This window comes from Paenibacillus solisilvae (assembly GCF_042656405.1).
Lineage (GTDB): Bacteria > Bacillota > Bacilli > Paenibacillales > Paenibacillaceae > Paenibacillus_Z > Paenibacillus_Z solisilvae.
The window spans coordinates 104,875-120,048 of record NZ_JBHSOW010000068.1; the positions used below are offsets into that span (position 1 = coordinate 104,875).

11 protein-coding genes are annotated in these 15,174 nt (G+C 45.9%); 6 read left to right on the plus strand and 5 right to left on the minus strand.

Annotated elements, in window-relative coordinates:
• Positions 1-39 precede the first annotated feature (39 nt).
• Positions 40-1,995, plus strand: a complete 1,956-nt coding sequence (locus ACFPYJ_RS18805; RefSeq protein ID WP_379189717.1) for a GTP-binding protein — start codon at positions 40-42, stop codon at positions 1,993-1,995.
• 374 nt (positions 1,996-2,369) lie between these two features.
• On the opposite strand, the gene ACFPYJ_RS18810 is transcribed toward ACFPYJ_RS18805, so the two are convergent.
• The gene (locus ACFPYJ_RS18810) at positions 2,370-3,569 is read right to left on the minus strand and encodes a YibE/F family protein (protein WP_379189718.1); all 1,200 of its coding nucleotides are present in this window, start codon (positions 3,567-3,569) and stop codon (positions 2,370-2,372) included.
• Positions 3,570-3,744: 175 nt separating this feature from the next.
• Here ACFPYJ_RS18810 and ACFPYJ_RS18815 point away from each other — a divergent pair, with 175 nt between their 5' ends.
• The 3 genes from ACFPYJ_RS18815 (at position 3,745) to ACFPYJ_RS18825 (ending at position 8,720) form a co-directional block, all read left to right on the plus strand.
• On the plus strand, positions 3,745-4,824 hold the full coding sequence (locus tag ACFPYJ_RS18815) for a HupE/UreJ family protein (protein WP_379189719.1): 1,080 nt from the start codon (positions 3,745-3,747) through the stop codon (positions 4,822-4,824).
• 152 nt (positions 4,825-4,976) lie between these two features.
• A complete protein-coding gene (locus ACFPYJ_RS18820) occupies positions 4,977-7,442 on the plus strand; it encodes an S-layer homology domain-containing protein (RefSeq protein ID WP_379189720.1) in 2,466 nt (821 codons plus the stop codon).
• Between the two features lie 90 nt (positions 7,443-7,532).
• Positions 7,533-8,720, plus strand: a complete 1,188-nt coding sequence (locus ACFPYJ_RS18825; protein ID WP_379189721.1) for a HupE/UreJ family protein — start codon at positions 7,533-7,535, stop codon at positions 8,718-8,720.
• Between the two features lie 305 nt (positions 8,721-9,025).
• Here the strand turns inward: ACFPYJ_RS18825 and tatC are convergent, their stop codons facing one another.
• From tatC to ACFPYJ_RS18840, 3 genes are all read right to left on the minus strand, one after another.
• Entirely contained in the window at positions 9,026-9,730 is a 705-nt protein-coding gene (gene tatC, locus ACFPYJ_RS18830; protein WP_379189722.1) for a twin-arginine translocase subunit TatC, read from the minus strand.
• 25 nt (positions 9,731-9,755) lie between these two features.
• Positions 9,756-9,968 (minus strand): twin-arginine translocase TatA/TatE family subunit, encoded by a 213-nt coding sequence (gene tatA / locus ACFPYJ_RS18835; RefSeq protein ID WP_379189723.1) that lies wholly within the window; start codon positions 9,966-9,968, stop codon positions 9,756-9,758.
• Between the two features lie 97 nt (positions 9,969-10,065).
• The gene (locus ACFPYJ_RS18840) at positions 10,066-11,688 is read right to left on the minus strand and encodes an alkaline phosphatase D family protein (protein ID WP_379189724.1); all 1,623 of its coding nucleotides are present in this window, start codon (positions 11,686-11,688) and stop codon (positions 10,066-10,068) included.
• Positions 11,689-12,054: 366 nt separating this feature from the next.
• On the opposite strand from ACFPYJ_RS18840, the gene ACFPYJ_RS18845 reads away from it, so the two are divergent.
• Together ACFPYJ_RS18845 and ACFPYJ_RS18850 are read left to right on the plus strand one after the other, a co-directional pair.
• Entirely contained in the window at positions 12,055-12,543 is a 489-nt protein-coding gene (locus ACFPYJ_RS18845; protein ID WP_379189725.1) for a hypothetical protein, read from the plus strand.
• 62 nt (positions 12,544-12,605) lie between these two features.
• Positions 12,606-13,535, plus strand: coding sequence for a glycoside hydrolase family 43 protein (locus ACFPYJ_RS18850; protein ID WP_379189726.1), 930 nt, complete (start codon positions 12,606-12,608; stop codon positions 13,533-13,535).
• 134 nt (positions 13,536-13,669) lie between these two features.
• Here ACFPYJ_RS18850 and gdhA read toward each other — a convergent pair whose 3' ends face one another.
• Positions 13,670-15,046 (minus strand): NADP-specific glutamate dehydrogenase, encoded by a 1,377-nt coding sequence (gdhA, locus tag ACFPYJ_RS18855; protein WP_379189727.1) that lies wholly within the window; start codon positions 15,044-15,046, stop codon positions 13,670-13,672.
• Between the last annotated feature and the right edge of the window lie 128 nt (positions 15,047-15,174).

A 15,174-nucleotide genomic window follows, 5' to 3' on the forward strand; every position in this document is an offset into this window, starting at 1 on the left:
CCGGAAGACAACCTATTGTGAGATTGAGGTGATGATACGATGAATAATAAAACCATTGGCATGTTGGCCCATGTGGATGCGGGCAAAACCACCTTTGCCGAACAGTTGCTTTACCATACACATAGCATTCGGGAGCGGGGGAGAGTCGATCATAAGGACGCTTATCTCGACAGCCATGAAATAGAACGGGCAAGAGGCATCACCGTATTTGCAGACCAAGCAGTCATGTCGCATAAGGGATCAACCTATTATTTGATCGATACACCCGGGCACGTCGATTTCTCATCAGAGATGGAGCGGGCTATCCAGGTGATGGATTATGCTATTCTCATTATCAGTGCGGTGGAAGGGGTCCAAGGTCATACCGAAACGGTCTGGCAGCTGCTTCACAAGCATAAAATACCGACGTTCTTTTTCATTAATAAAACGGATAGGGTCGGAGCGGAAGTAGGCAGAGTCATCGAGGAAATTCGTATGCATCTGACAGAGGATGTGTGTACAATTACCGGGAACTTAGCGAACGGAGAAGTTGGGGAAGCCTTGTTGGAAAGCATGGCGGAGCGGGACGAGCAATTATTGGAAAAGTTCATGGCGGGAATGGAAGACCAAACATTTTGGCTGTGGACGCTGCAGGCTAAGATTCGTGGGCATCAGCTCTTTCCTTGCGCAAGCGGTTCTGCTTTGCAGGATGTTGGAGTTACCGAATTTTTAGATCAGCTGCACCTGTTAACGATAGTGGATTATGACGAGCAGACTCTTTTCGGTGGACGTATATATAAAATTCGCCATGACAACAACGGCGTGCGATTGACCTTTATGAAAGCATTAAGCGGTACGCTTAAGGTTCGTGATGAACTGTGTTATACCAACGGGGGTGTCCAAATTTGTGAAAAAGTTACGAGGCTTCTCATTTTTAACGGGGATAAATCACATGCGGTCGATCAGGTCTCGGCGGGAGATCTCTTCGCTGTAACGGGACTCTCTGCTGCCGAAGCCGGACAAGGCATAGGCATCTATTCAGACAAGCTGGTCTATGAGATTGTGCCGACGTTGAAGTCGAAGATTATTTTCGCCGATTCTCTGAACGCGAAGGATGTGTTGAAAGCCTTCAAGGTACTGAACGCAGAGGACCCGTCCTTGAACGTCATGTGGGAGGAAAGCCTGCAGGAAATCCACATCCACATAATGGGCCTCATTCAACTTGAAGTACTGGAGCAGCTTGTGAGGGAACGATTCGAGCTGGATGTCTCCTTCGGCAGCCCTGAAATTCTGTATAAAGAAACGATTCAATCTACCGTGAAAGGCTATGGACACTTCGAACCGCTCAAACATTATGCGGAAGTGCATCTGCAGCTGGAGCCAGGGGAACGAAACAGCGGGATTACTTTCGTGAACGCCTGTCATACAAGTAATTTAAGCGTGGGCAATCAGAATCTAATCAAGACTCATCTCTATGAGCGGGATCACCATGGTTTATTAACAGGTATGCCGATTACCGATATCAAGATTACGTTATTAAAAGGCGGTGCGCACAATGAGCATACGCACGGCGGTGATTTTCGCGAAGCCACCTTTCGTGCGTTAAGACAAGGATTGGAGAAAGTGGAGAACGTACTGCTTGAGCCATATTATTATTATAAAATTAAAGTGGAAATGGACTATATGGGCAGGGTGTTATCCGATATTCAGCGGGCCTATGGACAGTTTGAGCCGCCGGGAACCACAGACACCCATGCTGTAATTACGGGCAAAGTCCCCGTAGCAACCTTTATGAACTACAGTACAGAGCTTGCTTCTTTTACGCATGGCCGAGGTATCATTCATCTCGTCTTCGGTGGTTATGATCTCTGTCATAACGAACAAGAGGTGATCAGTCGAAAGGGCTACAGGAAGGATGCAGATCCGCTATACAGCTCCTCTTCGATTTTTTGCGCCAAGGGACATGGGTATACGGTGCCTTGGGATGAGGCAGAGGTGAAGATGCATCTATTATAAACGTCTGCATTTGCTGGTACAGCAACCCTTCTTGGAATATTTTGGTGAAATTCCCGAAGCCTAAGAACTTCTCCGGAACAAATCCCCATTTCCACAAGCTGATCCAAGCCCCGAAGGCCAGCGTCCAGAAGCGGAAAACGATAAGCAGCAGCAAAGGATGAAGATCAGCAAACGAGGACCTTCTCGTCTCCGACGTTTCATCTTCATGATGACCATGAGAAGCCATGCATGCTTACAATGTACTTATCTTTCACCTTGGAGCAACTATGAAGAAGAAGCGTTGGCCGAAGTGCCAACGCTTCTTCTTTGAATTTAGGATAGATTTTGAGACAAAGAGTCTCTTCTAGCCGATCTGCCCTTGCCAGTCTTATAGTTCAAGAGACACGGGTTAAGGACGATTCTTCTAATTCCTTATTCATAGTGGTCTTCTTCTCAAAATTAGGAATAATTCTTGAGGAAATAAAAGCGACGATTGGTACGGTTAGAACAACGCCAAAACACCCGGTTAGTCCTTGAATGACTTCAATGGTCACCATATTCATATTCGTTAATTGTGTAAGGGGTGCTTTGATCGCATAAAGGACCATGAGCGAAGCGAGTGTAGTGCCTGTTAGGGCAAGAATTAAAGTATTCGCCATCGTTCCCATCATATCGCGGCCTACATTGATGCCGGATTTAAACAGTTCCTTCTTGGAAAGATTAGCGTTGGTCATATAAACCTCGTGAACGGATGCGGCAATGGAGATGCCCACGTCAATTATGGCGCCAAGAGAGGAGAGTAAAATTCCGGCGAACAGCATCCCTCCGAGCTGCAGACCAGTCTCATCGGCGATGGTGATCAAGACATCAACCTCTGCAGTACTATACCCTGAAATATGGGTTAGATTTCCGATTATATAAGCCAGGATCCCCGAAATAGCTACTCCACAGATCGTACCCAGTATCGCCGCCCAAGATCTCGCAGTCCAACCGTTCAATAATATCAAGGTGACAAATGTGGCCAGAATAACGACCAGCACGGATGCAAGCACCGGAGAATAGCCCCTGTATAACATTGGGATGAATAAATAAGCAATGCAGGCAAGAGTGAAAATGATGCCTAATACCGACATCAATCCTTTTTTTCCGCCAATCCACCATAACACACCAAAGAAAAGCAAAGCCATACCATACAAAATTGGGGCTCTATAGTAGCTGTACACCGATATAATATAGAACTTGGGATCGGCGGTGTCGATATTCACGATAATGGTCTGCCCTTTTTTGGCAACAACGTTTAAATATACACTTATATTGTTTGTAATGGTTTGAATTTCACCTTTATGCTCCCCGGAAAGAATTTTAAGCTCCAATTCCTGAGATCCATTATATAAATTTCCTCTGCTTGGTTCTTTTTGAAGATCTTCGCTGATTACCCTCAATACTTTTGCTTTCTCAAATTTTTTGGAGGATGTGCTGCTGCCCTGATTACTATGATTTGTTTCGGGGGACAGATTGAATGCATACATCGATAAAGAAATGACCAGCAATACCGCTATGAAAAGAATGACTCTTACTTTCTTTGATGCCAACATAGTCTACCTCCGATAGTTGTAAAACTGGAATTAGTACAATTGATTATACCAATGAACCGCGTTCTATAAACTATCTTTACAAAAACAACATAATGCATCTCTTTTCACTTGCTGATATTTAGAAGATAGTAAATGAGGTGGGAATTTCTAAGACAGTAGTCAGGAGGATATGAGGTTGATAACAAGATGGATATTATTGATTGCAGTATCGGTTGTCGTGTTTGGTTTATGGGTGCCTGTTTCGTCCGCACATGGCAATGTCAGTGTAGCCTATTCGGATATTTCGCTCGAGAATGGCAGCATCAAATATGTTTTTCAGCTAGATATGTACGACATGATAGCGGAGGTAAATCCGGATGACCCGGACATAAACTCATCGACGCAGGAAGTGTTGAACCGGTTCTACAGCAAATATCATGCCGAAGTGGAAGCCGATTTGCTCTCCAAAATCGAACTATATGCGGATAATATGCCGCTTAAAGGAAAACTGACACAGTTTCGTTATATAGAGAAGGAGAGTGAGGTTCAGCCGTTTGCCGAAGTGGTACTGGAGTATCCGGTCAGAAATACTCCCAAGCAGTTTGCATTGAACTATAACATGGTTTTTGATAGAGATGAATGGCATGTCAATTATGTCAACCTTAATGTTGGCGAATTACAAAAAACGGCTGTATTCATTACTCAACTTCATGAACTTTCAGTGGGCCAAATGAGTTTGCAATATGCGTTCAAGCAATTTTTCCTGACTGGCCTGGAGCATTGGCTAACGGCTGCTGAGGCTGTTTTGTTCATATTTACCCTTCTCATAGGCTGTAGATCCGTCAAGAAGTATCTTACGGCTGTAGCTGTATTTGCAGCAGCCCATTCTTTAACGCTGATCCTTGCTGGTCTGCACATCTTGGTTTTGCCTGACCGGTTTGTCGAATCAGTCATCGCGCTTAGTATCCTCTATATCGCCTTGAACACTCTATTTAATAAGAATATGAAATATCAATTATGGCTGGCTGGCGGATTTGGCTTGATCCATGGATTCAGATTTGCCGAGGCGCTATCCGGAATGAGAGAGGATGGCGGACATGCTGTGTCTTCTCTGGTGGCTTATAATGTGGGCATTGAAGTCGGATTACTGCTGCTTGCGCTAATCCTTTATCCCGCAATCCATTACTTACACAAAATCAGGCGGGCGATTCCCGCGATCCTATCAGCAATCGCGCTGCTTTCGCTGATAGGGTTCATAATAAAGGCCTATTTGTAAACCCGCTATCAGCACGATTAGGCATATTTACATATTTTTCATATAACAGTGCGATTCATTTAACAATTCTAGTTTATATTGGTTAAGCCGCGCTCTTGGCTTGGACATAGGCTTTAAGAGCAGACAAATCTATTTAAGAGGTGGTTTTTTTCATGTTGAAGAAATTCAGTCAGAAGGAGCAGCGTTTTTACAAGATTAGTATAATTGCTTTATCATTACTAGTTGTAGTCTCTCTGCTGCCTTCGGCAATTCCGGGCTTTAAGGAGATAAGTCCGGTAAAAGTTGTTCATGCCGATGCCGTTCCTTACTCGGTCGAGAACATCGCGCTCAATCCCGGAAGAAATGAGACCGAGCTTAACTTCACGTGGCTTTCACCAGGCTTGCCGGCTGCCAGCATCGTTCAGATGGCGAAGAAGGCAGATATGACAGGCGGGGTTTTCCCTGATAGTGCTCAGACTGTAACCGTTACTGGAACGGCGGTTCCAGCAACGACAGTTACAGATTCAGTCTATTATTCCAACAAAGCAACAGTAACAGGCCTTACTCCTAAAACGAAATATGTATACCGTGTAGGCGACGGCAATGCCGCCAACTGGAGTCCGGCTTACGATTTTACCACTCAAGATCCGACAAACTATACCATCATGTTTGTTGGCGATCCGCAAATCGGCTCCTCGGGCAGCGTGGTCAACGATACATACGGCTGGGCAAATACGCTGAAGCAAGCGGTCAGCAAATTCCCCAACTATAGCTTTATTATGTCCGCTGGTGACCAAATCGAAAATAAATCGGCTGCAGCCCTGGAAACGGAATATGACGGGTTTCAGAGTCCTGACATCCTGAAAAGTTTACCTATGGCATCGGTTGTGGGTAATCATGATGTCAACATTAATTACAAATATCATTTTAATGTACCTAATGAGTCAAACTTGGGTATCAAGATAGATACCCGAAATCAAGCCGTTGTTGCCGACCCTACATACGGCGGTGATTATTATTACACTTACGGCGACACGCTGTTCATGGTATTAGATACCAACAATACGAATGGTGCCGAACATGTGCAATTCATGCAAGAAACGGTTGCGAAAGAACCGGACACAAAATGGAGAATCGTCACTTTCCATCATGATATTTATGGCGGCGGTCAAGCCCACTCTACTGAGCAGGTCGTTCTTAACTTAAGAGCAGCGCTTTTCCCAACGCTTGACGCCCTCGATGTTGATATGATCTTCATGGGTCATGATCACTCTTATGTCAGAACGTATGTTATGAATGGCGACAACGTTCAAGGAAGACAGCTTGTGGACAGCCAAGGAAGAGATGTTAATCCGAACGGCAACACGTACGTTACGGCAAACTCGGCGAGCGGAAGCAAGTATTATGAATTGAATACAACTCCAGAGAGATATTCGGCATCCCGAAGCCAGCTTCATACGCCGACTTTCTCTACGATCAGTGTAACCCCCAACAGCATTTCGGTTGATACATTCCGTTCGGATACGCTGGAAAAGCTCGATACTTACGGTTTGGTTAAAGAACCGGAACAAGTAAAAGTTTATGCAAAAACAGCACAACAAGATACGAACTCGCAGTTAGATTATTATTATGCAATCAACAATGCCAACGCAGTTCAAAAGCTGGATACTTCATTTAAGTATGACAGCGCGAAAATCAATTTTGTGAGTGCTGAACTGGTTACTACGGATGCTGGCACCTTTGACGTCGATACCGCTAGCGCAGGAGTGGTAAACATCAAGGCGGATCTTACAACGCCAATCCGCTCCGCAGTGTATGGACAATACCAGGATGTCATCAAGCTCACTTTCGAGACCATTGATAAGCTGAACGCTGGAAAAGCAAGCGTGGAGCTTACAAAATCTGCTCTGACTACCCAGAATAAGCATGCAGAGACTGTATCCAATGTAGAAGCGAATACGGCTGATGTAACGGTCGAAGTTCCGACCACACCAACACCAGGAACACCAACACCAGGAACACCAACACCAGGAACACCAACACCAGGAACACCAACACCAGGAACACCAACACCAGGAACGCCTTCAACTGGGGGCACTACTAAGCAATTTAATGACATTCCTTCCGGATATTGGGCAGCAGCGGCAATAAACGATCTGGTATCGAAGCAAATCCTCAACGGTACGAGTGACACGACGTTTGAACCTCAACGCAGTGCAACTCGTGCTGAGTTCACAGCGATGCTGGTAAGAGCATTGAAGCTTACAGAGCAAAGCACAGTGAAATTCACAGACGTGAAAAGCGGAGATTGGTATGCTGATGCGGTTGCCGCAGCTTTGAAAGCGGGAATCGTTCAAGGAACGAGCGCGACGCTATTCGGAGCTAATGAGAAAATTACGCGTGAGGCAATGGTAACGATGCTTATGCGCGGATACGAGATGTTGAATGGCAAAGTATCGGTTAACGGAAGCATTACTTTTAAAGATGAAGCTAAATTCTCGTCATGGGCAGCAGCTTATATTAAAGAAGCCGCAGCACTTGGCCTGGTTGGCGGACGCGAAGAAGGCGTATTCCAGCCTGCTGGAATCACTACACGTGGTGAAGCCGCTCAAGTCATCTTTAATCTTTTGAGCAAATAACAGTCTCATCGTAATACCAGTAATACCATGGGTAATAAGGATGCCGTTCTTATGAACGGCGTCCTGTTATCTTTATAGGGAGGAAATACAATGTTCCGTATAACAGTGCGATGTTGCATTTGCATAGTGGCCGTATTGGCCCTTCTTCTGATACCCATTGAACGTAAAGTGGATGCTCACGCGTACAGCGCCGGCTATACGACGTTGAATTTGACCAAATCGAATATCGAAATGATCTATGCGCTGGATGAGCTGTCTGTGATCGAGCTGGCCGGCGGGGATACGAATAAGAACGGCATGCTGGAACCAGAAGAATTCGCCGTAATGAAAGATGAGCTTACAGCGCTGTTTGAGAAAAACTTGAGCTTGAACATTAACAATGAAATCAAAGATTGGACCCAAATAGAAAGCTTTGATATGGATCGAAAAGGGGATGTCACCAATGTGATCCTGAAGGTCATCTTTCCGCCCGCATCCGCATCACAGCCAATCTCCTTGACAGATAATCTGTACTTAAACGATACCGTCACCAACTACGTCAACTTAGTTACGATTAACTACGGCAGTCAAAAAAGCACATCCGCTTTATCGGGCAAATACCGGGATTGGAGCATTCAGCTGACCGAGAATGACTATGCCGGTCTGCAGCAGGACGCGTTGTCCCCGCAAAATAGCAGCAATGGGCAAACGGACGAGCCGCAGGATGAATCATCTAACGCACCGGAAGTCACGTCAGGCTGGTATTCTTTCTTTACACTTGGCATCAACCATATTTTATCCGGGTACGATCATCTCCTGTTCCTGTTTTCACTTCTCATTGCAAGGCAGAAGTTCAAACAATATGCCGCCATGATCACCGCCTTTACAATTGCTCACAGCATTACGTTGACATTGACAGTTTTAGGAATTATTAATGTATCCTCGAGTATTGTCGAGCCTGCGATTGCGCTCAGCATCTGTTTTGTCGCCGTGGATAATATTATCCGCAAACAGGTCAGTCATCGCTGGGTAATAACGTTCTTCTTCGGCTTAATCCACGGAATGGGCTTTGCCGATATTTTGAAGGTAATGGATCTTCCACGAAGCCAACTGGCTGTGGATTTGATCAGCTTCAATCTCGGCATCGAAGCCGTTCAGGTTACGATGGTGGCAATTCTGCTGCCGCTGCTCATGCTGCTGCACCGCTGGAAATTTTCAAGGCGGACCGTTATTGCAGGCTCGTCGCTTGCGTTCATGTTGGGTGGAATCTGGCTCGTGCAGCGGGTATTTCTTGGATAAAGAGTCCGCTCTACTACCGGCAAGCTGACACCACCCGCAAAGTAGATGTAATTAAATGGGGAACATATTAAGATGATAATAAAAGAGAGCCAGATCGAGAGGAAACTCGATCTGGCTCTTGTTTTTCTCCGGCGATGATCTGGTAAGCAGTTACTGCAGTAATCAATGTTTGTCCTTACACCAACTCGCGGCGATGTGTCCGCGGTTGCCGGCGTTGGTGTCGCAGTGTTTTTTTGTTTAGAGGAACCGAGGCTGCTTTGTTTTCCATACGTTTGCGGTCTGTAACAGCTACGCGGGTATTACCCTTACTCGCTCTGAAGCTTCAGCTGTTTCCGGTATACGGCCTTGGAAATCCCAATGCTGATTTCGTACAGCAAAAACAGAGGTACGGTTACAACCAGATCGGATAAAATATCCGGAGGCGTAATCGCGACAGCGACGATAAGGAGCACGAAATAAGCGAGCTTGCGCGCTTTAGCAAGGCGGTGCGGATTCAGAATGCCAAGACGGGTCAGAAACATAACGACCGCAGGCATTTCAAACAGCAAACCGAACGGCACGGTCATGTGAATCATGAACGTAAAATACTTATCCGCTGTATACATCGCATTAAAATCGGCCGCAGCCATTTGATTCATGAAGGAGAGCACCATCGGAAATAGAATAAGATAACCGAAGCTGATGCCGATCAGGAACAATATCGCCAATCCTGGAATGAACAAGAGAGTAGCTCGCCGAGCTTGCTCGGAAAGAGCAGGCTGCACAAACTTCCAAATATGATAAGCGGCTACCGGGATGGTGACCGCAAGCGCAAATACACCTGCGATCATAAAGTATACCCACATCACATCAGACGGTCCAAGAATAACGAGCTTCTTATCCATTCCGCGAATGAGCCATTGATAGATATCCCGCACATAGATGAAAGAGGCGACCATTGCAACAAGAAATGCGAGCAAGGTTTGAATGAGACGCTTCCGCATCTCCTCAAGGTGTTCCATTATATTCATCTGTTTATTGCTGCCCGTACCCATGCTACTTGTTAACCTCTACAGATGTCTTTGAAGAATCACTTTTTTTCTCATCCTCTGCATCACCGTTAACAAGTTCTCGCGTAGCGCCCTTAAACTCGTTTAACGTTCTGCCGAATGCTCGTCCAAGCTCAGGAAGCTTGGCAGGACCAAATATAATAAGCGCAATAATCAGTATCAAGACAAGACCGCCAATTCCAATATTTCCAAACGGCATGACCATTCATCTCCTCAGATTTGTATAGGATCAGCCACGGCTATCGAATGCCATGGCTGAAAGTTTTTTATCGTTCTAGCTTAATCCGGTACGTTCCTTACACTGTTACCGCACCGTCGTAAATTTTCTGTAATCCCGGTTTGCCCTTTTCCATCAGGAAGGAAGCACGTGTTGTGATCGGTGCTCCAGGACGGGTAACATACGGAACCACCCGGTAGTCCGCTTGCATGCTGTCATGAGTGGCTGTGCAGCGCACATAACCGCGTTGACCGTTGTAGAACTTGATATGCGGATTTTCCGTAATGATAGCTTTTTGTACATCGGTGATGTCAACACCGTCTCCTGTTGTCGCAATGGAGGTTCCGACAAACTCAGCTCCAAGCGTCTCGGAATCCGGATTGTTGAAATCCGCTTTGATATCGCTTGCCCAGTTTGCGTGAACATCACCAGTAAGGACCACAAGGTTGGAAAGTCCTTTCTGTTTGGCAAAGTTAAGAATTCGGTCACGGTTGGCGGAATAACCGTCCCATGCATCCATGCTGTATTGTTCTCCCTCTCCAATCCTGGAGTCTCTCTTACAGAAAAACACCTGCTGTGCGATGATATTCCACTGCGCCTGCGATTGGTTGAGGCCTGACAGCAGCCACTGCTCCTGCTCTTCGCCCATAATTGACCGGTCAACGCTTGTGGATTCGGGGGTCGGCGGCTTGCTTCCGTCTCCGCTAGCCTGATCGTCGCGGAACTGGCGGGTATCGAGTACATTAATATTAGCCAAGTCACCATAATTAAAATGTCTGTACAACTGAATGGTAAATCCGTTCGGCAATGAAGAGCTTCTTAAAGGCATATGCTCATAGTAGGCCTGATAAGCCGCCGCACGGCGGGCCAAGAATGGTTCGACAGGCTGATTCGCCTCAGGGATCAGACCTGCATAGTTGTTCTCGACCTCATGATCGTCCGGTGTAACCACCCACGGAAACTTGGCGTGTGCGGCTTGCAAATCGCCGTCGCTTTTGTACTGCGCGTAGCGGTTGCGGTAATCCGTAAGCGTCATAATTTCGGGACTGTTATGTAAGCGGGGTTTACCGGTAGTGGCTCCGCCTTCATAGATGTAATCGCCGAGATGAAAGACCAGATCCAGTTCTTCTTCTGCCATATGACGGTAAGCAGAATAATAGCCTTGTTCGTAGTGTTGACAGGAAGCAAACGCAAAAGTCATTTTTGATACTTTCGATCCGACTGCAGGCAGCGTTTTCGTCCGGCCTGTAGGGCTCATTTCCTTTCCGGTTTGAAAGCGGTAGTAGTAGACTTGGTTAGCTTTCAGTCCATCCACCTCGACATGCACAGAATGTCCGAGCTGGGCTCTAGCATAGCCTACCCCTTGACGCACGATTTTGTGGAATTTTTCGTCGGTAGCCACTTCCCATTTGACCGGAACGTCGCTGCCTGACATGCCTCCGCCATTCATCGGGTCGGGTGCAAGCCGGGTCCACAGCACAACGCTGTCCGGCCAAGGGTCACCGGACGCCACTCCTAAAGTAAATGGATAAGCCGTAAATTTCGGCGCTGCGTCGACAGGACCACCTTTAAGCGAAGCGGCGATCGTCAAACCGAGCGATGCGAGTGCGACCTTTCCTGTTGCCTGTAGAAAACCGCGGCGATCCATCTTGCCTTCCCGAAAGCGTTGTTCCAGATCATTGAATAGTTGTTCCTTGTCCATTTCATCGTCTCCATTTCATTGGGGTTCACTCTATTAAAACGTTTTTATATTAAACTAATATCAACTCAGTGTTAAACTATAATGAAGTTATATAAAAATAAACATCAGATATTTTTGGTGTTATTTGGATGTAAAATGGGATAAAATGGATGCATATAACGAGTAATACTCAAAAAATATAGTCTATGTATCTAATCGACAACTTTTCGAGCGAGGGGAGAATAGTTCAAATGACATAGAAGGACTATAAAATGCGGAAAAAATATGACCGCTTTCTTTCACAGACATTTACAAAACATACATAAGTAGCCGCTATATTCTACTTAAGAAGATTTTTCCACACGAACGCCGGCTGATTAGATTTCTATGAAGGCGAAGAAACACAGTGGCTCGAAGGGCTTTATCTTCTTCGGACGCAAGGATGATGGCAATCAACTGCTTTGGGAAGCAGGCGGATGGAAAAATCAGGACTCCATGATTCATGCCCATGTTAATGGACGAAACTCTGTTCTCACACAGCGATTATTTACGGTAGAAATCGGCGTGGAATATGAATTGGCGCTGGAAGTCGAGGGGAGGCGCATTCGCGTTTTCATCGACGGGGAATTGATCTCGGAAACCGAGGATATTCTTGTACAAGGCAGAGAAGTATCGGCTGGAATCGTGTTTGCTGACATGGAGAAGAGACAGCTGGAAGTTGAGGCATTCGGAGTGTCCGGTTATGCTCTACATGATGAAAATAGTTTTGAAACGCCTGATCGTATTAAACCGGAGACAAAACGCATGCATACGAAAGATTCGGAGAATGATTATCTGTTCCCGAAGCATTCGATTACCGTTTTGAGAGTGAAATAAGCAGTGGAGAAATATAAAGCAAGAGCAAATTTTGCCGGGTACTAAAGAGGAGGAATGATGGAATGGAAGCCTATTTGTTTGTTCATTTCAGGGAGAAAAGAACACCGGATGGCGAGCAGGTTTATTTTGCGCTCAGTAAAGATGGGTTTAATTGGAAAGCGGTAAACGGCGGCAAGCCCGTTCTTTGGAGCGAACTTGGCGAGAAGGGCGTTCGGGACCATACTGTCGTAAGAACGAAATACGGGAAGTTTTATATTCTGTCTACGGACTTGAGCCTGGCCAATTGTTTCCATACCAAGTATAGAGGTGATTGGAGCAACATCAACCTTGAGGGAAGCAAGTGCCTGTCAATATGGGAATCGGACGATCTTGTAAATTGGTCGGAGCAGCGATTAATCGAATTAGGCGATGAGGATTTCGGCTGCCTTTGGGCGCCGGAAGTATTTTATGATGACCAGAATGAAGATTATGCGGTTCACTGGACATCGTCTCACGCATCCAATAATTTCGGGAATAAAGCCATCTATTATTCGCGGACAAAGGATTTTAAGAGCTTTACGAAGCCCCAATTGCTCTGCAGGAAGGATGGAAGCGGAATTATTGATTCTGCCATTTATAAGGAGAACGGCTTGTTCTATCGTTTCTTAAAGAGCGAAGCCAACCCCTTAGGCATTATTATGCAAAAGGGCAAAACCTTAACGGGTGAATACACGAGAATCGAGGCCTTCGACGAGGAAATGGCGAAGCTCGGGCACGGTGCTTACGAAGCGCCGACGGCGTTTAAGCTGAACAATGGCAAATGGTGCTTGATGCTGGACTTTTTCGGCGTTGAAGGCGATGGACAAGGTTACGTTCCTTTTATCGCGGATGACATCGACACGGGAAGATTTATTCGCTCGGACGAAAGCTTTAGCTTTCCTTATGGATTCAAGCATGGAACGGTACTCGTCATAACGATTGAAGAGTACGACAGGATAAAATATCTGAAATAACAATAAGACCGATGCTATCATCTAACTCATCCTTCCATATTAGATCTAGGATGGAAAAAGGCTGGACCCCCTCTTAATAGAAGGATTCCAGCCTTTATGCATGATTTATATCTCTAGCTAGTCGAATGTCTCCGTTACACGATCCCTTGGGCCATCATAGCATCAGCCACTCGGAGGAAGCCTGCAATGTTGGCACCCGTGACCAAATTTCCTTCAGCACCATATTCCTTCGCTGCATCAACGCTATGATCATATATATTTTGCATAATGACATGTAGTTTAGCATCTACCTCTTCAAAGCTCCAAGAAAGTCTCATGTTGTTCTGAGCCATCTCCAGAGCAGATACAGCCACTCCGCCGGCATTTGCCGCTTTGGCAGGTCCGAATAAAATCCCATTGCTTAAGAAGACCTCGATAGCCTTCAATGTTGAAGGCATATTAGCGCCCTCGCTTATCGCTGTGACGCCATTTGCTACCAATAACTGTGCGGAAGCCTCATCAATCTCATTCTGCGTCGCACATGGAAGCGCAATATCGCATGGAATGGACCAAATGCCCGAACAACCTTCGACATATACCGCTTGCAAATGCTCAGAAGCATACTCGCTAATTCGTTTGCGCTCCACTTCTTTCAACCTTTTGAGGGTATTCAAGTCAATTCCGCAAGGATCATAGATATAGCCATTGGAGTCGCTGCAGGCCACAACCCTGGCTCCTAACTGCTGAGCCTTCTCAATCGCATAGATCGAAACATTGCCTGAACCGGACACGACGACTTTGGCGTTTCGAAAGTTTAACCCTTTTGACTTGAGCATCTCATTGGCAAAATACACGCAACCGTACCCCGTGGCTTCCTTCCTTGCCAGACTGCCTCCATAGACAATGCCTTTACCGGTTAGCACGCCTGCCTCATAGCCCCCGCGAATACGTTTGTACTGCCCGAACATATATCCGATTTCTCTAGCTCCCACGCCGATATCGCCGGCGGGAACATCCGTATCGGGACCAATATATTTGTAGAGCTCCGTCATGAAGCTCTGAGTAAATCGCATAATTTCATTATCCGATTTGCCCTTCGGATCAAAGTCAGCTCCACCTTTCCCGCCGCCGATCGGTTGACCTGTGAGAGCATTTTTGAAAATTTGTTCAAAGCCCAGAAACTTGATAATGCTTGCGTTAACGGAAGGATGAAAGCGCAGGCCGCCTTTATATGGACCAAGCGCACTGTTGAATTGTACGCGGAATCCACGATTGACATGAATCACGCCCATATCATCCACCCAAGGAATACGGAAGGTGACCATTCTTTCCGGCTCAACCAACCGCTCTAAAATCCCTTGTTTTACGTAATGGGGGTGCTTGGCAAACACAGGGACAAGGGAATCCAATATTTCTTTAATCGCTTGATGAAATTCATACTCGTTAGGGTTGCGCTGGATGACTTTCTTATACACCGACTGGACATACTCTTTGGCCGTGCTGCCCCTCTGCTCCGAAGTATAGGTTAACATTTGATCATACCACTCCTTTTAAACGACTACACTTGTGTTATTTGCATAATAGCTTGCACTTTATGTATATAAATACTAACTAACGATAGATTAATAAGCCAATAAAAATAAATTGGTGGGGTAATTAA